Origin of the sequence: Bacillus sp. BD59S, from assembly GCF_007363175.1 — a bacterium.
In the GTDB taxonomy this organism is placed as follows: Bacteria; Bacillota; Bacilli; order Bacillales; family Bacillaceae_G; genus Bacillus_A; species Bacillus_A pacificus.
In genome coordinates, this window is sequence record NZ_CP034686.1 from 592,711 (window position 1) to 611,942 (window position 19,232).

The following is a 19,232-nucleotide window of genomic DNA, read 5'->3' on the forward strand; positions in this document are numbered from 1 at the left end:
GATGAGGGATGCTCATCCTCTTCTTGTAAAGAAAGAGGGGAGAATATGTGCCTGATTTTTCTATATTAACGAATAACATTGATATGTATGTAGAGGGTTTTAAATATACAGTGTTGTCTAGTGTAATTGCATTAATAGGAAGCTTTATTTTAGGAGTAATTTTGGCGGTAATGCGTATTGCACCGATTCGCATTTTAAATTGGTTGGGAGCTACTATTGTAGAATTTGTAAGAAATATTCCGCTCGTATTAATTGCATTTATATTCTATTTCGCTTTACCTGTAGTAGGAATTACTTTAAATGGTTTTGTAGCAGGAACAGTTACGCTTACCGTATATACTGCAGCGTTTATTGCCGAAGTCATTCGTGCTGGTATTTTATCAGTCGCGAAGGGGCAAATGGAAGCAGCGCGTTCTTCAGGACTGACGTATACGCAAGCAATGTACTATGTCGTTTTACCCCAGGCGATGAAAATCGTAATCCCTCCTCTAGGAAATCAATTTCTCAATTTAGTAAAAAACTCTTCCATACTCGGAATTATCGCTGGTATGGATTTAATGTATCAAGGAGATTTAATTTCAACGAAGACGTTTGTTACGTTCGATGTCTATATATTTGTCGGGATGTTTTATTTAATATTAACAATTCCGCTCAGTATGCTAGTGCGTTATTTAGAAATACGCTTAGCAAAGGAGGCGGTGTAAATGGATTTTAAGGGAGCAATAACAGGTGATCATATTTTGTTTTTATTAAAAGGATTACTCATCACATTAGAGGTAGCGCTCGTAGCGATTATACTTAGCTTTATTATTGGTAGTGTAATAGGAATATTGCGCTACATGAAAATCCCTATCGTCTCACAAATATTAGGAGTTATCGTTGAAGTGATTCGAAACTTACCACTACTTTTAATTATATTTTTCACGTATTTTGCACTTCCAGAAGCAGGCTTGAAATTAGAAATTATAACAGCTACAATTGTTGCTTTAACAATATTTGAAGCTGCAATGATATCTGAAATTGTTCGAAGTGGTCTATTATCTATCGAAAAAGGGCAAATCGAAGCAGCGAGGTCTTCCGGGTTAACGTATGTGCAAGCGCTTTGGCATATTATTTTGCCACAAGCATTAAGAAGAATGGTCCCGCCACTTGTCAGTCAGTTTATTTCATTGCTGAAAGATACAGCGCTAGCAGTCGTTATATCACTCCCAGAGCTTATTCATAATGCTCAAATTATTAGCGGACAAAATGTAAATTATATGATTCCGACGTTTATAGTAGTAGCTTGTATGTATTTTATCGTAAATTATAGTTTATCAATTTTATCGAGAAGGTTAGAACTCCGTTAACTCTTACAATATATGTAAGGGTTTTTTCCTTGTTTATCCTTATTTTCCTCTAAATAGAATCTAAATCTTGCAATAATTCGATTTTTTATATTATTTTATCAGAAAAGTTTTAATTTTATATAGAAAATGTAATCGCTTTCGTGTATATTTTTATTATCAGAAAATTTTAACAAGACATAGGGGTATTGGTAGGGGGAGGATTTAGATGCAGCAACCAACGAATGAGAAATTACATCGTACGATGAAGAGTAGACATTTATTTATGATCGCACTAGGTGGTGTAATCGGAACTGGTTTTTTCTTAGGTTCAGGTTACACCATTAATCAGGCTGGACCAGGGGGAGCCATCCTTTCATATTTAGTAGGCGGATTTATTATGTATTTAACAATGCTTTGTCTTGGAGAGTTAACGGTAGCGATGCCAGTTTCAGGTTCTTTCCAAAAGTATGCGACGAAGTTTATTGGACCAGGAACGGGCTTTATGATCGGCTGGCTATATTGGCTTGGCTGGGCAGTAACAGTAGGACTAGAGTTAACGTCAATCGGTTTAATGATGAAAAGATGGTTTCCAAATGTTGATGTTTGGGTATGGTGCCTTGTATTTGGCGTTATTTTATATGCTTCAAACGCTATCTCAGCGAAGAGTTATGCTGAATTAGAGTTTTGGTTCTCTAGTATTAAAGTAGTTACAATTCTTGCGTTTGTTGTTCTTGGTGGTAGTGCATTATTAGGGTTTATATCATATGACGGAAAAGAAGCAGCACCTCTTTTCTCTAACTTTGTAAGCGATGGTGGACTTTTCCCGAATGGACTAGCTGCCGTATTACTTACAATGATTACAGTTAACTTCTCGTTCCAAGGAACAGAGTTAATCGGGATTGCAGCAGGAGAAAGTGAAAATCCAGAAAAAACAATTCCACGTGCGATCCGTAATACAGTATGGCGCATTATGTTATTCTTCATCTTAACAATGACGATTTTAGTAGGATTAATTTCTTGGAAAGAAGCAGGTGTAATTGAAAGTCCATTCGTAGTTGTATTTGATAAAATTGGTATTCCATACGCAGCTGATATTATGAACTTCGTTATTATTACTGCGTTATTATCTGTAGCGAACTCTGGATTATATGCAGCGACGCGTATACTATGGTCACTTGCTAATGAAGGAATGGCACCAAAGTCTTTTCAGAAAGTAAATAAGCGTGGTATTCCAATTACAGCGCTAGTTGTAACAATTGCTGTAGCTGCTTTATCTTTATTAACAAGTTTCCTTGCAGAAGATACAGTATACATGTACTTATTATCGATAGCTGGTTTATCAGCTGTATCAAGTTGGATTATTATTGCCCTGTCGCAACTGCGCTTTAGAAGTCAGTATATAAAAGGCGGAGGAAAGTTAGAGGATTTAAAATATAAAACACCGTTATATCCAATTGTTCCTATTTTAGCTTTAATTACAAATAGTATCGTTGTTATTAGTTTAGCGTTTATTCCAGAACAAAGAATGGCGTTATATTGTGGTATTCCATTTATCATTTTCTGCTACATATATTATTATATAAATAAGAAACGGCAGAAACCGATGAAGGTGGAGACAACAAATGAAACTAACCATCAAACAAGATGATATTGAGGCAGATTTATCGTATGGTCAATTAGCGATTGGAAAAGAAAACGGGTATTCACCGTTACAATTACTCATTTCTTCAATCGCAGGATGTAGTGCAATTGTCTTTCGAACAATTTTAGAAAAGAAACGTATTACATATGATACGTTTACAATTGAAACGGAAATTGGTAGAAGTGAAGCATTATCAAAACCAGTTGAAAGTGTTCATTTGCACTATAAAATCAAAGCACAAAACATTACAGAAGAGCAGTTGGACAAGGCACTGCAACTGGCAGTGAAAAATTGTACGATTGTTCAATCAGTAAAAGATAGTATAAAAGTTACGGAAACAATTGAACTAATAAAGTGAAACATAAAAACGTGAGAATATGGTTCTCACGTTTTTATGTTTTTAATAAAGGGGGAAATATGATGGAATGTTTAGGGTGTAAATTAGCAGGTGGAGAAGAAATTATATATAAAATATATGAAGATGACTATGTAACATGCTTTCTAGATCATGAACCTTTCTATACAGGACACACTTTAATTGTGCCAAAACAACATGTTGTAGAAGTAGATGAAGTAGATGATGTTGTAGCAAAATCCATTATGGATGCTTCTAAGCTAATTGCAAAAGCGATTAAGGCATTATATAAACCAGATGGAGTTACAGTTTGTCAAAATGGTGGAGTATTTAACGAGTTAACACATTACCATATGCATGTCGTACCAAGATATAAAGAGCGCTCGTTTGCTGAGTTTTATATGGTACAATCGGGAGAAAAACAGAATCATAACTTTGAAGAGACAAAGCATTTATTAAAAGAAGCGATAGAGCAAATACTACATATTGAAAAGGTGTAAAAGAATTTTTCTTAGAGATACAGTCAGGAAAATTCTAATATTAAAAAGCCCACTTTCTCAGTTAAAATAGAGAAATTGGGCTTTTGTTTATTCTATTATTAAATTTTATCTATAAAAAGATTTTACAGTGTCACAAAGTTTAGCGCTCATTCGTTATATAGAGTGAGAGGAGGAATTATATGAAAGTTACAAACAACGATTATGAAAAGATGGAAGAGCTATATGAGTTGTATGAACAAAAAGTTTATTATGTAGCGTATTCTATTTTAAATAATATTCAGCAGGCCGAAGATTCGGTTCAAGAGACGTTTATTACTCTTTATAAGAACTTGGAAAGGCTCCATAGCTTGAGTACTGAAGAGCTTAAACGATACATTTTGAGGGTTGCGAAAAACAAGGCGATTGATAGCTACCGGAAAAATAGACGACATGAAACATTTTTAGAAGAATATGAAAGAGAATCAACAGAAACAGTAGATGAAAATATTGAAGAGTGGGAAAAACGTGTAATGTCCGAGGTTCAAATTGATACATTGCTAAAAGAGTTAAATGAATCTAACAGACAGGTGTTTAAGTACAAAGTCTTCTATAACTTAACGTATCAAGAAATTTCAAGTGTCATGGGGATAACGGAGGCCAATGTCCGCAAGCAGTTTGAACGCGCTCGAAAACGAGTCCAAAATATGATAGGAGGTATACAACATGACGAATTCAAAGAACTCCAAAGAAATATATGAACTTGCTGAAAAAATCGCTTTAGATGATTTCGATAAACTCGAAGAACAACATGAATTTTCACATACATATACGCGCAAAAAGAAACAGTTTATGGAGGAAATGAAGCTGAAAGATGGACAACCTCAGAAAAAGCGTAAAAAACATCGTATGTTAATCGCTGCTGCTTGCTTATTAATTGGTATGCCGACAACAGTTTTTGGTGCAGTAAAAGTCTACAATATGATTGTCCAAAAACAAAATTACGAAGTAAATGTTTCGGTAACAAATAAGGACTCAAAAAAGAGTGATAAGTGGTATAAGTTGAAAATAGGTAAATTGCCAGAAAATATGGAAGCAATTGATGATTCTGCTATGAAATATTCATTTAAAGATAACGACGCAATGGGTGGATTTTCATTCGTTCTTTCGAGAGTGGGAGAAAATGCGGATTTTCAAACTTTATATTCAAAAAGTTATGAAGAAAAAGAGATAAATGGCAGGAAAGCAGTAATTGTCCATAAAGAAACTGGAAACAACAACGTAATGTTTGACAGAAAGGTCTTTCTCTTTTTTGAGAAAGAAGGGATTATGCTAGAAAGTTATATTGGATCCGATGTAAACGAAGAACAAATGATAGATGTGTTAGGGAGTATTTCACTTGAGCCAACGTCAAAAGAAAAGGCATCATATATAGCAGATTATGATGAAAATCGTTTTACCAAAGCAGCTGAACCGAAAGAAAATAAGGTGATTCCATTGAAAAAAGATAGTAAACGACTATTTCATATAGGACAAAAGGTTCCAGTAACGATATCTATGGATAACAGCCAAATTGAATATGTGATAGAAAAAGTTGAAGTCTTTGATTCAATCAAAGATTTTAAACAAGAGAACTTTAATGAACTTGGCCTAGAGATATTAAGCAAGATTAAGGCTTTAGATCAGACTGGAAAATTACTATCGTACAGACGAGATGAATATAAATTAGGGAATGGTAAAGATTCAATTGATACATTAGTAGATTCGAAATTAGTTAATGTTAAATTTGTCTATTTAACAACAACAGTGAAAAATATTGGTAAAAAGTCGACAGAAGAAATCTATATGCATCCATCCATAAAACAGCTTAAATTTGAAGGGAATGCATGGAAATACGCTAAAGAAGAGGGAATGGACGCAACGCGTATTATGACGGGGGAAGTTGATTACTTGGAACCTCACGGAGACGGAAAAAGCTTTTACAATATTGGCAGTATCCGACCAGGACAAACGATGAAAGTTAACTTAGGTTATTTTGTAGATGAGGATAAACTAGATTCAATCTTCCTTGATGCTTTCCATTACAGAGGGAATGGTGGCACTGAAAATATGAATGCGGAATATCGTTGGTGGATTGATATTCGTCAATAGTAACAAAGAGACTAAAAAGCTGCTTATATTTAGCAGCTTTTTTCGTCTTCATACATATGTAAAATCTCTTTCGCACGTATACGTAAACCATCTATTAATTCTTTCGGTTCTAACACTTTTGCATCTTTTCCAAGCCTATAAAATAAGGGGGTAATAAAATTAATTTCACCTTTATCAATTGTTGAATGTATATATCCTGTCCCATCTTCGTTTGCTACAACGAATTCTTCAAGGTAAGGCACGCTTTTACATTGGCGCACACCTTCTATCGTTAATAAAACATGTAACTGGATAGGAATGTTTATGACGTTAGAGCTAGAGTCAAACCATTCTTCTAAATTCATGAACGTATTTTCACTTTCTTCTGTTGATAATATAGAAAGAATACGATCAACGCGATACAGTAATACTTTTTTTCTACTGAAGTCGTAGGATGGTAAGTACCATAGCCCATCATGAGCATATACACCGATAGGATGAACATGTTTTGTTTTTATCCCCGATTTAGATTCGTATTGAAAGTGTAAATCTTTATTTTCAATAGCCGCGGTTAACACTTCGTTTAAAAGAGGGGTATCAATTGTTCTCTTCGGATTCCAAAAAGCGATATAAGAACGTATTTTATCAACTTTCGTTTTCGCATCATGCTGTAGAGAGCTGTACAGTTTGTGTGTAACGGAATTGATTTCTGTATTAAAAGGTAAGTCTCGGTAGTAGCTTAAAGATTGAAATGCAAAAAAGATGGAGACTGCTTCTTCTTCCGTAAATAAGATAGGTGGAATGACTCTATTCGTTAATACTTTATAGCCGCCGTTACGACCTTGTTCAGCATAAATGGGTAATCCCATATCACTCAAATCTAAAATGTATCTATGGACAGTACGAACGGAGATATTAAATTCATCAGCTATTTCTTGCGCTGTAAATGCCTTTTTGGCAGAAGCAAATATAAGAATATCTAATAAGCGTTTAGCTTTTGACAAATGTATCACCTTTTTTCTTTTTAACGTGACATAAATTGTCATGTTTTATTGTTAGTATATTGTTTACATCATATGTTATCAAGATGAGATACAAGGAGGAAAAGATATGTCACGTGAAATCGTTTTATTTATTGCGGCGAGCTTAGATGGATATATTGCGAAAGAAAATGATGATTTAGAGTGGTTAATGGAAACAGAAGGAGAGGGAGATAACGGTTATACAGAAATGTATGAAACAATTGATACAATAATTATGGGAAAAAGAACGTACGATTATGTAGTAGAGCATATAGAACCATTCCCGTATGTAGATAAAAAATGTTATGTTTTTTCTAACTCAGAAAAAGGTTCAAATGAATACGTGGAGTTTGTAAGTGAAGATGTAGTGGAGTTTACGAAAAGGTTGAAAGAGCAAGAAGGATCTAAAATATGGATGGTCGGTGGAGGGAGTCTACTGAGAGAGTTCTTTAAGAATAATCTAATTGATGAATATGTTGTTACGATTACACCACATATATTAGGTTCTGGAGTTCCGTTATTTCAAGACAAGAACCCGGAAATTAATTTAACTTTAACGGATACGAAACGTTTTGGGCAATTTGTAAATTTATATTATAAAGTAAAATGATAAAGAAACACGATTACTGATGGTAGTCGTGTTTCTTTACAGATGGTAATGAAATGATAAAGCAAGATCCGTGATCGACTTCGCTCGTTACAGCAATATTTCCGCCGTGTAATTCTACAATTTCTTTCACGATAGATAGTCCTAAACCAGTTCCACCTGTAGCTCGTGATCTTGCTTTATCAACACGATAAAACCGATCGAAAATGTGAGGGAGGTCTTCAGACGGAATACCTTCACCTTCATCTTCCATTGTAATGGTGATACGTTTATTTTCTTCTATAACAGAAATGCGGATGTGAGAATGTTCTTTTGAATGTCTATAAGCGTTATTTAAAATGTTCACCACAACTTGTTCGAATCGTTGTTCATCTAAGTTTACTAGCAGTGTAGGAGGACAAGAGAAAGAAACTGTAATGTATCTTTCTTTATACATGGCGTTTACTTTATCGGCTATGCGAGTAAGGAAAGTGTGTAAATGTACTTCCTTTACTTGAATAGAAAAGTTATGTTGTTCCATTTGTGCAAGTGAAAACAAATCTTGAACTAAGTTTGTAATGTAATCAGACTCATCTTTTATAATAGATAAATATCGTAAACGTTGCTTGGGAGATGTTGTTTCTTTTAAAGCAATGTCAGCGTAGCCTCTTACGTATGTCAAAGGTGTTCGTAATTCATGAGCAACACTTGCTAGAAATTCACTTCGCTCTGTTTTCATATAATGTAAATCATTAGCAAGCGTTTGAATTGATGAGGCTAGTTCACCAATTTCATCATTTCGAGTAGTCGTTAACGAAACGGATAAATCGCCTTTACTCATTTTTTCAGTGGCATGTTTCATGTGTAACAATGGTTTTGTTAATAACCGAGATAAAAGAAAAATGGTAATGACTGTGAGTAGAAATGTGATGGCACCAGCAATAATGAATTGTTTCGTTAATCCATTTACCAACTTTTCAATGGATTCTGTCCCAAGAAACATATACACATACCCTTCATGTTTTCCAGATACTATGATAGGACTAACTGTACATATATAATTAGATGTTTTCCAGTGATTTTCTATAATCGCTCCGTCATGATCTGTCCGTGTTTGCATCTTTTCAATATGCTTTTTTATAGTAGTATTTATTTCATTGGATTTAGCTAGTACATCCTTATTTGCATTTGTAATAACAACAGTGGTTTCTGCTTCGGATTCCATTAGTGCAACATGGGAAATTGTTTGCTGATCAAAATACTTTTCAAGGACATCTCTGTGACTATTTCCGCGCTTTAATAAAGCTGTCATTTCTTCATTTACTCTATTGTTGACAAGGCTATAATAAAGCGAGACAAATAGAACACTTTCGATTAAAAGTGTAACAATCAAAAAATAAAATCCGAGCTGAATAGAAATTCGCTTCATTGCTTTGCTCCTTAATCTAGAGTATCAATCCATCGATAACCAACTCCGTACACCGTTTTTAAATGATCATTAATAGGGAAATTTACTTTTCGTAATTTATCACGCAAATTACGAATATGTGAATCAACAGTTCTATCTTCTGTATTTGTATTTAATCCCCAAATTCGTTCAATGAGCTGATCACGGCTTAATACGTAGTTCACATGACGTAAAAATAATCCGAGTAAAGAGAATTCAATTGGTGTAAGAAGAAGTTCTTCGTTATAGACAGAAACGAAATGCTTTGCCTCATCCCATAAAATGCCGTGATATTGGATTTGCGTCCGTTGATTCGTTCGCCTTAAAACAGCTTCAATTCTCGCGAAAAGCTCTTCTTCATGGAAAGGTTTCGTTACGTAATCATCTGCTCCGATTTTTAATCCTTGGACGACATCTACCGTTTGATCACGAGCTGTTACCATAATGATAGGAACGTTACTAAATGAGCGGACTTTTTTACACGTTTCCCATCCGTCCATCGTTGGCATCATAATATCGAGTAAAACAAATTTAAAATTTTGATTTTCTATATGTGAAATCGCTTCTTCTCCGGATCGTGCACAGATGCAGTTATATCCAATGGGAGTAAGATAAAGCGTTAATAATTCAAGCATTCTCGGTTCATCGTCTACGAGCAGTATATCAATCATAGAGAGCCCTCCATATGTAATCTTTACTTAAATTGTAATGCAAAATCATGAAGAAATGGTGCAGATTGTAATGCGTCTGCATAATTTCTTCAGAATTGCTTGTTATTGTAAAGTTGAAATTCCATTTTAGGTAATGATATTGGCTCGAAAATGATTTATACGGAGGCGGTATAGTGAAAAAAATGACCCGAGTTTTTGGGATAACAATAATTACAGCAGTTGGTCTTGCGGCATGTGGACAAACAAATACAGATCATAAAAATCATGAATCGAAAGAAGAGAAGAAAACAGAGCAGAAGGAAATGAAAATGAATCAGGAGGTAACTGCACCGAAAGAAATGAATCAAGGTGCATCAAATGATTTATTAACGACAAGTTTAAAAAATGTAACGAGATTAAACACAAATGATCCTCTGCAAATGGCAGTATTAACTTCGCAGACGATATGGCCAGCAACACATAAAGAGAATCAGCCAGGCGCTGTTATTTTAGTACCAGTAAACGACTGGAAATTAGGTATTGCAAGTGCAGACCTTATTCATCATCCGAATAACGGACCAATTCTATTTATAGAAAAAGAAAAGGTACCCGAGATGACGTTAAAAGAAATAAAACGGCTAAATCCGCTCGGAACGAAAGATGGAACACAAATTATGGTGATGGGGGATGTAGGTGCATCTACCCTGGAGCAATTAAAAGATTATAAAGTAAAGCAAATAAAGGAAACGGATCCAGCCATCTTTGCTAAAGATGTTGATAAAGAGTATGCGGATATAACAGGTAGTTATCCGAATAGTGTTATTATCGGCTCATCAGAAGAGGAAGGGCGTTTATATACAACACCAGCTGTAAACTGGATTTCTCATATGCCAGAACCACTACTTTATACAGAAAAGAATAAAGTGCCGGAAGCGACGATCGAGGCATTAAAGATGAGAAAAGATAAAGCAAATATATATGTATTAGGACCAGAAAAAATCATTTCAAAAGAAGTAGAAAAAGAGTTAAGCAAATACGGGAAAGTAACGCGTATTAGTGGAGAGACTCCAACAGAAAATTCGGTTGCATTTGCGAAGTTTAAAGATGAGAAAACGAAATTTGGCTGGGGGTTCACAAAACCAGGCCACGGTTTATCATTTGTTTCAAGCAAAACACCAGACTTAGCAGTTGCAGGAGCACCATTTTCACATATGGGTAAACACGCACCTGTTGTATTATTAGAAGAAGGTAAAGCTTCACAACCAGTGTATGATTTCCTTGCTACTATTCAACCGAAGTTTAAAGATGACCCAACGCTTGGACCGTATAACCACGGCTTCTTATTAGGAAGTACGAGTGATATTTCATTTGAAACACAAGGTATATTGGATGAGAGGTTAGAGATTGTGCAAGAAAGTGGTCAAGGGCACGGTGGACATTAATAAAATGAGAGAAGACGCTGCTAAGGTAGCGTCTTTTTCTTTAGGAAACTTTTACATAGCAAAACTCTCTACTCGTTATATAATAGCCCTCGTGCATTCGGGTTAGATTTTCTTATGGAGAAAATTAAATGATAAAAGAGTAGAGGAGTGGTATTTTGTTTCAGACGATAAAAAATGACTGGTTTTCCAATGTAAAAGGGGACGTGTTATCAGGAATAGTTGTTGCTTTAGCATTAATTCCTGAAGCGATTGCTTTCTCTGTTATTGCAGGTGTAGATCCGACCGTTGGATTGTATGCAGCTTTTTGTATCGCAGTTACCATTTCATTTGTTGGCGCAAGAACTGGGATGATTTCAGCTGCAACAGGTGCAATGGCATTATTAATGGTAACGCTCGTTAAGGATCACGGTTTGCAATACTTATTTGCTACAACAATATTAACGGGTATTGTCCAAATTATTTTTGGCGTGTTCAAACTGAGCTCATTTATGAAGTTTGTTCCGAAATCTGTTATGAGTGGTTTTTTAAATTCACTTGGAATTTTAGTTTTTACAGCACAATTGCCGCATTTTAAAAATGCAACTTGGCAAATGTATGCACTTGTCGCATTAGGACTTGCAATTATATATGTATTTCCACGTATTACGACGGCTGTTCCGTCTACACTTATTTCCATTATTATTGTAACAAGTATTGCAATTATGAGTGGATTACAGTTGAAAACAGTAGGGGATATGGGAAGCTTGCCGAAAGAATTACCGTTCTTTAGCATGCCTGACGTGCCTTTTACACTTGAGACATTAGGGATTATTTTACCGTACGCAGTTATGCTTGCAGTGATCGGTTTACTAGAGTCATTATTAACAGCTTCAGTTTTAGATGATATGACGCATACGGAAAGTAATAAACATAAAGAAGCACGTGGACAAGGGATTGCAAATATTGTTGCTGGTTTCTTCGGAGGAATGGCAGGATGTGCAATGATTGGACAATCTGTTATTAATATTAAATCAGGTGGACGCGGACGATTATCGACGTTTGTAGCGGGCGGATTTTTAATCATATTACTATTTGTTTTAGGTGATTATGTCGTTCATATTCCGATGGCAGCTTTAGTTGCAGTTATGATTATGGTTTCAATTGGAACATTTGATTGGAACTCTGTAACAACGATTCATAAAGTGCCAAAAGGGAATGCATTTGTTATGATCGTAACAGTTGTGGTTGTCTTAATTACACATAATTTAGCATTAGGTGTAATTATCGGAACAGTAATTAGTGCGGTTTTATTTGCATTCAATATGGCAAAGATTCACGTGAAACATTTATATATTGAAAATAAGAAAATATACGAAATTCATGGTCAACTTTTCTTTGCATCTACGGCAGATCTTATCAATAATTTTTCATTTGAGGAAGATGTAAAAGAAATTGAATTGAATTTTACGCACGCAGACGTATGGGATGATTCAGCAGTGGCATCAATTGATAAAGTTATCATGAAGTATGAACAAAGTGGCGTGAAAGTAAGTATAACAGGATTAAATGAACGTAGCTCAAAACTTGTTACAAATTTAGCTACTTATAATAAAAGAATTGCTAGTTAGAAGCCTCCTTTTTAGGGGGCTTTATTATATAATACGAGTAGGATAACGAAAAGGGGATTCAGCATATGTATAAACAAATTATATTAGCATGTGATGGTTCTGAACATGCACTTCGAGCGGCAGAGCACGCGACACATATTGCAAAATTTAACGAAGAAACAAATGTTGAAGTGGTGTACGTAGTAGATAATAGAACGGCAAAATCAGATATTATACAAGGTCAAACAGATTTAGAAACAATATCGGCTAGCCGAAAAGATAAATTAAAAGAGATTGAAGGTTTATTAAAGAAAGAGAACATTCCTTATACAATTACGATATTACATGGTGATCCTGGGGATACGATCGTTCAATATGTAAATACAGGAGATATAGATCTTGTTATTGCTGGAAGCAGAGGATTAAATACATTACAAGAAATGGTACTTGGTAGTGTCAGTCATAAAATAGCAAAGCGTGTGAAATGTCCAGTGATGATTATAAAATGAAATAGAATGTGACGAAGACCTTAGTATAACTGAGGTCTTTTTTTATGTATAAATGACTCTTATTTGTGGAAATACTAGATATAGAAGTTGAAAAGATGTTAACTTACAAATTTGTAAGTTAGTTGTTAGAGAAATCGATGTTATGAAAATTATTCCATTGGTAAAATAAAAATAACGAAGGGAAGATAGGGAGGATGAAAAAGATGAAAGCACTTCAAAATTTATCATATAGCCAAGGTGTCAGTCTTATTTGTTTAGGGGGATTTGCTGCATCTGTTACGTTAGCTGTTTTAATAAAGGTGTTTCATCAAATCTTTTAATCTTATAGTAGGGAAGGAATTGGTTGTTATCATTAGTAGGAACAGCAATGAAAATAAAAAATAGCTCTTAGCATGTATGTAAATGCTAAGAGCTATTTTTGTTTACTTAGCTACTTCCGCTTTTTCACTTGTTACAGTAACGTCTTTCCATGTTAATTTAGAACCTGGTGCAACGTCATAATCTTTAACACGGTTATTTACACCTGTTAATTCAAACTTGTAATGAAGTGGAATTAATGGTACTTCATCGTGGATAAGTTTTTGCCATTTATCGTATACATCTTTACGATATTTATCGTCCATTGCCGCTGGAGAGATACCATCTTCTAATAGTTTAGTATTCTGTTCGTTTACCCAGCGACCATTGTTAAATTTAGCATTCTTACCCCAAACACCAGAAGGATCTGGATCAGAACCAACGCCCCATGCAGCTGAGAATAAGTCTACTTTTGGATCGTCCTCCTCAACCATTTTATAGAAGGAGTTTAGTTCGTGTAAGCGTCCATCAACAAGCTCTACTTTCACACCAATATCTTTCCAAGATTGGATAAATAATTTTGCAAGAGGTTCACTCGTGTCACTTCCGCTCATTGCTAGAAGGTTAAGTTTAAATTCATTTCCGTTTGGATCTTCACGGAATCCGTCACTATTTTTATCTTTATATCCAGCTTCATCTAATAATTTTTTAGCCTTCTCAACGTCTTTATCATATGCACCGACATTATTATTATGGAACTTTGGTAAAGATGGTGGAACAGGTGAATTAGCAGGATAGCGTAGTCCATGATATAATTTGTCACCGATTTCTTTACGGTCAATAGCATAAGCCATTGCTTGGCGTAAGCGTACATCTTTAAACTTATTATTCTCATTTGTTACATTTTCTTTTTTGTCTTTATCCCAAGTTCCAAACTTAAAGCCGATGTAGCTATAGTATAAATCTGTTTTTCCAATAAGTTGTGCATTTTTCAATTTACTTACATTTGGATATTGATCTGCGCTAACTTCAGCGATATCAATATCACCATTTTTTAATGAGGCGTTTACAACAGACGGATTAACAACTTTTAATGTTAAATTTTTCAGTTTAGGTTTTCCAGCCCAGTAATCATCATTGCGTTCAAATTCAATTGCTTCACCTGGAACGATTTTTTTCACTTTAAATGGACCGAAACCGATTGGATTTTTACGAACTTTATCAGATTCTGCTAGTTTCTCAATTGGTACGTCGCCTAAATATTTTTTATTAAGTGGTAAAGTCCAAACACCAGTAATCATTGATGGATTTGGTTGTTTATATGTAATGGAAATAGTTTTTTGATCAATTACTTTTACACCAGAAATTTTGTCAGCCTTGCCAGCGTGATAATCTTCCATACCTTCAATAAGTGGCATTTGTTTTGAATAGCGAGCACCTTCATATTTTGGATGACCGATTGCAAGGTATGCATATTCTAAATCTTCAGCTGTAACAGGGTTACCATCGTGCCATTTTACATTATCTTTGATTTTTATTGTAATTGTTTTTTTATCTTCAGAAATCTCAAAAGTAGCTGGGCCATTATTTGTAATTTCATAGTTCTTATCTGTCCATAATAGTGAGTCATCAAAGAACGTGATAATATCCCAGTCAGTAGCATTCTCATACACAACAGGATTTAAAATACCAGCAAATGGTGTACCAGATACAAGTCCATAAGTAAGAGATCCATCTTTCACTTCTTTTTTATCATTTTTTACTTGCGAACTAAATTTATTTGTTTCAACGTTTTTCTGGCTACTCGATTTCTTATCATTGCTACCGTTTCCTCCGCATGCAGAGAGTAATAATGTTGAAACTGCAAGTGTACTTAGAACTTTAACAAATTTTGGTTTATTCATAAATTCCCCACCCCTTAACCTTTTCTTTGTCTTGCATCAGCTGCACGTTGTAGCGCTTGGCCGATAAAATTTATACTCAACATCAACACTAAAATCATGATTGATGCAGGTAACCAAATCCACCATTTCTCTTGTAATACATCTGGGTTTGTTGCATAACTAACGAGTGTCCCGAGACTCGGTGTACTTTCTGGGAGGCCGAAGCCTAAAAATGTTAGTCCAGATTCGATACCGATATTCCCCGCAAGGTTTAATGTGACACTTACGATAATAATAGAACTTAAATTAGGTAATACTTGAAAAGTTATGATTTTCCAATTAGGTGTTCCTAATGTTTTTGAAGCTGATACATAATCTAACTCTTTTTCCGCTAGGACTTTAGAACGAATTAAACGTGCTTTACCAGTCCATAAAAACATGCTCATAATTAAAATAAATGTAAGTACATTGAACTTTGGGACAATTGTAATGAAAACAATTACAATCATTAAAAACGGTAAAACAATAATGAAATCGATAATACGCATAATCATATTGTCAATTTTTCCGCCAAAGTAACCTGCGATGAGACCGATAGTCATACCGATAAAGCAGGTGATGGCGGTAATAACTAAGCCAATTGTAAATGAGTTACGTGTACCAATTATAAGTTGTCCAAAAATATCACGGCCTCCATAGTCTGTACCTAACAAATGTTCAGCAGAAGGTGGTGAATATATTGCAAATAAGTCTACTCGTACAATATCTTCTTGTTTCATAATAAATGAGGTTATATAAACACCTAGTAGTAGTAGAGTAAGAAAGACAAGTGAAAACATTGCTAATTTATCTTTACGAAACTCTCTCCACATAATAGAGAAACCTGATGGACTTTTCTCATACGGAATTATTTCTGTTTGTTTTTCAGGGTTTGCCAACATAACGTCTGCTCCTTTCTATTAATCGATTCGAATTCTTGGGTCAACGATGCTTAGAATAATGTCAGAAAGGAGTGTTCCAAGTAACGTTGCAAAACCAGTAAGCATTACTAGGGAAGTAATGACACTAAAGTCACGCTGAGTGATAGATTGCATAAAGAGTTGACCGAGTCCAGGATAACTAAATATACTTTCTAAAAAGATTGATCCACCAATTAAACCAGTAATCTCATAACCTAAGAAAGCTGCGATTGGTAAGAAAGAGTTACGTAAAATATGTTTAGAATAAACTCGTGACTCTGGTACACCTTTTGCTCTAGCAGTGCGTACAAAATCTTTAATCTTCGTATCAATAATTTCACTTCTTAAATATTGGACTGTACTAACAGTTCCAATAAGTGCGCCACATATTGCAGGTAGCATAAGGTGGTTTAATTTGCTCATATAATAAGCGAAGGTACCATCAGCTACTTGTGGGTCTACACTGCCTCCAGTCGGGAAAAGAGCAAGTTGAAATCCGAATACAAAGAGCATAATTAATGCAAAAATAAATAATGGTGTTGCATAACCAAGATAGTTATATAGTGTAATAATCCGATCCATCCAAGAGTTATTCCAGCGACCGCTAATAACCCCTAATGGGATGGCAATTAAATACGTAAGAATTAAAATAGCAAGCGATAATGTAATTGTGTTTCCAAGGCGTTCACCTAATAAATCTGTTACTTGGATTTTATGTATAGTAGAGACACCAAAATCACCTTGAGCAACATTTTTAATCCAGCGTACATATTGTGTTGTAATCGGATCATTTAACCCGAGTCGTTCTCTTTGCTCTTCAATTACTTTTGGATCGGCACTTGGATCCATTGCTCTACCGGTTAAAGCATCACCGGGCATCGCTTTCGCAAGTGCGAAGACGAGAATACTTAATACGAATAATTGCGGTATCATAACTAATAATCGACGTAGTATAAATTTCCACATGTTTTATCACTCCCTTATGGTAATGCCACCCGGTGTGTTGGCGAGATTGGTTTTAAATCGTAAGCACGACCATCTTCATTAAAGTAGTTTTCATAATATTTTTCATATTCAGTATTTACTTCGCGTCGTAGTTTAGTTTGTTTTTCGCGATTTTCTGGGCGAATATCAGGAATTGCTGATATTAAGCGTTTCGTGTAAATGTGTTGTGGATTACTATAAATTTCTGCACTAGTTGCTTCTTCGACAATGCGTCCACGATACATAACACCGATACGGTCACACATATGACGAATTACACCTAAATCATGACTAATGAATAAGTATGTTAGTCCGAGCTCAGCTTGTAAATCTTGCAAGAAGTTTAATACTTGAGCTTGTACAGAAACATCCAGTGCTGATACAGGTTCATCAGCAATAATAAGTTTGGGTTTTAATGTAAGAGCGCGTGCAATACCAATCCGCTGTCTTTGTCCACCGGAAAATTCATGTGGGTATTTATAAATGGACTCCGGATTTAAGCCAACTTTATCAAGATAATCTTGAACAGCTCTACGCTCTTCATCAGGTGAGAGCTTCTCAAAATTCCGAAGTGGTTCAGCGATAATATCGAGAACACGTTTCTTCGGATTTAATGATGAATAAGGATCTTGGAAAATCATTTGAATATCTTTTCGTTGTTCTCGTAGTTCTGAGCGACGTAATCTTGTTAAATCTCTATTATTAAAATGAATGCTACCAGCTGTTGCTTTCGTTAAATGCATAATTGCTTTACCCGTTGTTGATTTGCCACTTCCTGATTCACCAACAATTCCGTATGTTTCACCAGGCTGTAATTCAAAACTTACACCATCTACAGCACGTACATAATCTAATGTGCGTCCGAAGAAACCACCTTTAATTGGGAAATGTACTTTTAAATCTTCTACTTTAAGCAGTGCCATGAGTTACGTCATCTCCTTTCTTATCTTGGAAGTTGAAATGTTTGTAGCAAGTGCAACGTACCCAATGATCTGCTTTTGCTTCATGTAGAGTTGGATTTTCTTCATGTTGATCAGGTCTAATCCATGGAATCCGTGCTTGGAAGCGACAACCTGTACGAGGTAGTTTAGCTAATGTCGGTACAACCCCTTGAATGACATGCAATTTTTCTTTTTCAGCATATGCAGATGGAATAGAATTTAATAAAGATCGTGTATATGGATGAAGAGGATTATTAAAGATTTCTTCAACAGTTCCTGTTTCCACAATTTGGCCTGCATACATAACAACAACGCGATCAGCTGTTTCAGCAACAACACTTAGGTCGTGTGTGATTAAGATGATGCCCATTTTTGTTTGTTCTTGAATAGATTTTAATAGGTCTAGAATTTGTGCTTGAATCGTTACGTCAAGTGCAGTTGTAGGCTCATCTGCAATAATGAGTCCTGGCTTACAAGCAATTGCAATTGCGATAACAATTCTTTGTCTCATTCCGCCAGATAATTCGTGTGGGTATTGTTTATATGTAAGTTCTGGTTTTGGAATACCAACTTGATGGAGTAGTTCTAAGGTGCGTTCTTTTTTTTCTGTCTTTGAAAGGTTTGTGTGGTAATTTAAATTTTCTTCAATTTGTTTGCCGACCGTCATAAGTGGATTAAGTGCTGTAAGAGGTTCTTGGAAAATCATCCCCATATTTGATCCGCGTACTTTATTCATTTCTGCGGCTGACATAGATAGTAAATCCTTATCTCTATAGTAAAGCTGCCCTTGTAATTTTGTATTTGCTTCATTATGCAGTCGCATAATGGAAAGGGCAAGTGCACTTTTTCCGCATCCTGACTCACCAACGATAGCAACAATTTCATTTTCATGAACAGTTAAGGATACATCATCAACTGCTGCATGATACTGATCTTGTATACGAAAGGAAGTTTGCAAGTTTTCAATACGAAGAAGTGGATTCTTCATGGCTATC

The 19,232-nt window shown here is 35.2% G+C and carries 20 protein-coding genes; 12 read left to right on the top strand and 8 right to left on the bottom strand.

Annotated features, from left to right (window positions below):
* Positions 1-47: 47 nt before the first annotated feature.
* From EKQ63_RS04955 to EKQ63_RS04985, 7 genes are all read left to right on the top strand, one after another.
* Positions 48-704 (top strand): amino acid ABC transporter permease, encoded by a 657-nt coding sequence (locus EKQ63_RS04955; RefSeq protein ID WP_143880782.1) that lies wholly within the window; start codon positions 48-50, stop codon positions 702-704.
* Positions 705-1,349 carry an amino acid ABC transporter permease gene (locus tag EKQ63_RS04960; protein WP_087953843.1) on the top strand — a complete coding sequence of 215 codons (645 nt, stop codon included), beginning with the start codon at positions 705-707 and terminating at the stop codon, positions 1,347-1,349.
* Between the two features lie 205 nt (positions 1,350-1,554).
* Entirely contained in the window at positions 1,555-2,976 is a 1,422-nt protein-coding gene (locus EKQ63_RS04965) for an amino acid permease (protein ID WP_087953842.1), read from the top strand.
* Entirely contained in the window at positions 2,951-3,328 is a 378-nt protein-coding gene (locus EKQ63_RS04970) for an OsmC family protein (RefSeq protein ID WP_087953841.1), read from the top strand. The genes EKQ63_RS04965 and EKQ63_RS04970 overlap by 26 nt, the downstream gene beginning before the upstream one ends.
* A 62-nt stretch (positions 3,329-3,390) precedes the next feature.
* The gene (locus tag EKQ63_RS04975) at positions 3,391-3,825 is read left to right on the top strand and encodes an HIT family protein (protein ID WP_087997426.1); all 435 of its coding nucleotides are present in this window, start codon (positions 3,391-3,393) and stop codon (positions 3,823-3,825) included.
* 179 nt (positions 3,826-4,004) lie between these two features.
* The gene (locus tag EKQ63_RS04980; protein WP_087997425.1) at positions 4,005-4,562 is read left to right on the top strand and encodes an RNA polymerase sigma factor; all 558 of its coding nucleotides are present in this window, start codon (positions 4,005-4,007) and stop codon (positions 4,560-4,562) included.
* Positions 4,528-5,952 (top strand): DUF4367 domain-containing protein, encoded by a 1,425-nt coding sequence (locus EKQ63_RS04985; protein WP_087953838.1) that lies wholly within the window; start codon positions 4,528-4,530, stop codon positions 5,950-5,952. The genes EKQ63_RS04980 and EKQ63_RS04985 overlap by 35 nt, the downstream gene beginning before the upstream one ends.
* A gap of 29 nt (positions 5,953-5,981) precedes the next feature.
* Here EKQ63_RS04985 and EKQ63_RS04990 read toward each other — a convergent pair whose 3' ends face one another.
* Positions 5,982-6,977: a helix-turn-helix transcriptional regulator gene (locus EKQ63_RS04990; protein ID WP_140168789.1), complete on the bottom strand. Its 996-nt coding sequence runs from the start codon at positions 6,975-6,977 to the stop codon at positions 5,982-5,984.
* A 64-nt stretch (positions 6,978-7,041) separates the two neighbouring features.
* Between EKQ63_RS04990 and EKQ63_RS04995 the strand changes: the two genes are divergently transcribed.
* The gene (locus EKQ63_RS04995) at positions 7,042-7,563 is read left to right on the top strand and encodes a dihydrofolate reductase family protein (RefSeq protein WP_087953836.1); all 522 of its coding nucleotides are present in this window, start codon (positions 7,042-7,044) and stop codon (positions 7,561-7,563) included.
* Between the two features lie 13 nt (positions 7,564-7,576).
* On the opposite strand, the gene EKQ63_RS05000 is transcribed toward EKQ63_RS04995, so the two are convergent.
* On the bottom strand, positions 7,577-8,968 hold the full coding sequence (locus tag EKQ63_RS05000; protein ID WP_087953835.1) for a sensor histidine kinase: 1,392 nt from the start codon (positions 8,966-8,968) through the stop codon (positions 7,577-7,579).
* Positions 8,969-8,979: 11 nt separating this feature from the next.
* Positions 8,980-9,657: a response regulator transcription factor gene (locus EKQ63_RS05005; protein WP_087953834.1), complete on the bottom strand. Its 678-nt coding sequence runs from the start codon at positions 9,655-9,657 to the stop codon at positions 8,980-8,982.
* A 173-nt stretch (positions 9,658-9,830) separates the two neighbouring features.
* On the opposite strand from EKQ63_RS05005, the gene EKQ63_RS05010 reads away from it, so the two are divergent.
* The 4 genes from EKQ63_RS05010 to EKQ63_RS05025 all read left to right on the top strand — a co-directional run bounded on the left by EKQ63_RS05010 (position 9,831) and on the right by EKQ63_RS05025 (position 13,493).
* Positions 9,831-11,078 carry a cell wall-binding repeat-containing protein gene (locus EKQ63_RS05010; RefSeq protein ID WP_087953833.1) on the top strand — a complete coding sequence of 416 codons (1,248 nt, stop codon included), beginning with the start codon at positions 9,831-9,833 and terminating at the stop codon, positions 11,076-11,078.
* Positions 11,079-11,233: 155 nt separating this feature from the next.
* Positions 11,234-12,685, top strand: a complete 1,452-nt coding sequence (locus EKQ63_RS05015; RefSeq protein ID WP_087997423.1) for a SulP family inorganic anion transporter — start codon at positions 11,234-11,236, stop codon at positions 12,683-12,685.
* Between the two features lie 65 nt (positions 12,686-12,750).
* Positions 12,751-13,173, top strand: coding sequence for a universal stress protein (locus EKQ63_RS05020; protein ID WP_087953831.1), 423 nt, complete (start codon positions 12,751-12,753; stop codon positions 13,171-13,173).
* 203 nt (positions 13,174-13,376) lie between these two features.
* The gene (locus EKQ63_RS05025) at positions 13,377-13,493 is read left to right on the top strand and encodes a DUF4027 family protein (protein WP_143880783.1); all 117 of its coding nucleotides are present in this window, start codon (positions 13,377-13,379) and stop codon (positions 13,491-13,493) included.
* Positions 13,494-13,595: 102 nt separating this feature from the next.
* On the opposite strand, the gene opp4A is transcribed toward EKQ63_RS05025, so the two are convergent.
* Genes opp4A through EKQ63_RS05050 form a run of 5 tightly spaced genes read right to left on the bottom strand, consistent with a single transcriptional unit; the run spans position 13,596 to position 19,225 of the window.
* A complete protein-coding gene (opp4A, locus tag EKQ63_RS05030) occupies positions 13,596-15,374 on the bottom strand; it encodes an oligopeptide ABC transporter substrate-binding protein (protein WP_143880784.1) in 1,779 nt (592 codons plus the stop codon).
* 14 nt (positions 15,375-15,388) lie between these two features.
* Complete coding sequence (locus tag EKQ63_RS05035) at positions 15,389-16,294, bottom strand: ABC transporter permease (RefSeq protein ID WP_143880785.1); 906 nt, start codon at positions 16,292-16,294, stop codon at positions 15,389-15,391.
* An 18-nt stretch (positions 16,295-16,312) separates the two neighbouring features.
* A complete protein-coding gene (opp4B, locus tag EKQ63_RS05040) occupies positions 16,313-17,278 on the bottom strand; it encodes an oligopeptide ABC transporter permease (protein WP_143880786.1) in 966 nt (321 codons plus the stop codon).
* A 14-nt stretch (positions 17,279-17,292) separates the two neighbouring features.
* On the bottom strand, positions 17,293-18,219 hold the full coding sequence (locus EKQ63_RS05045) for an ABC transporter ATP-binding protein (protein WP_143880787.1): 927 nt from the start codon (positions 18,217-18,219) through the stop codon (positions 17,293-17,295).
* A complete protein-coding gene (locus EKQ63_RS05050; protein WP_143881753.1) occupies positions 18,206-19,225 on the bottom strand; it encodes an ABC transporter ATP-binding protein in 1,020 nt (339 codons plus the stop codon). Before EKQ63_RS05050 ends, EKQ63_RS05045 begins: the two co-directional genes overlap by 14 nt.
* Positions 19,226-19,232 lie beyond the last annotated feature (7 nt).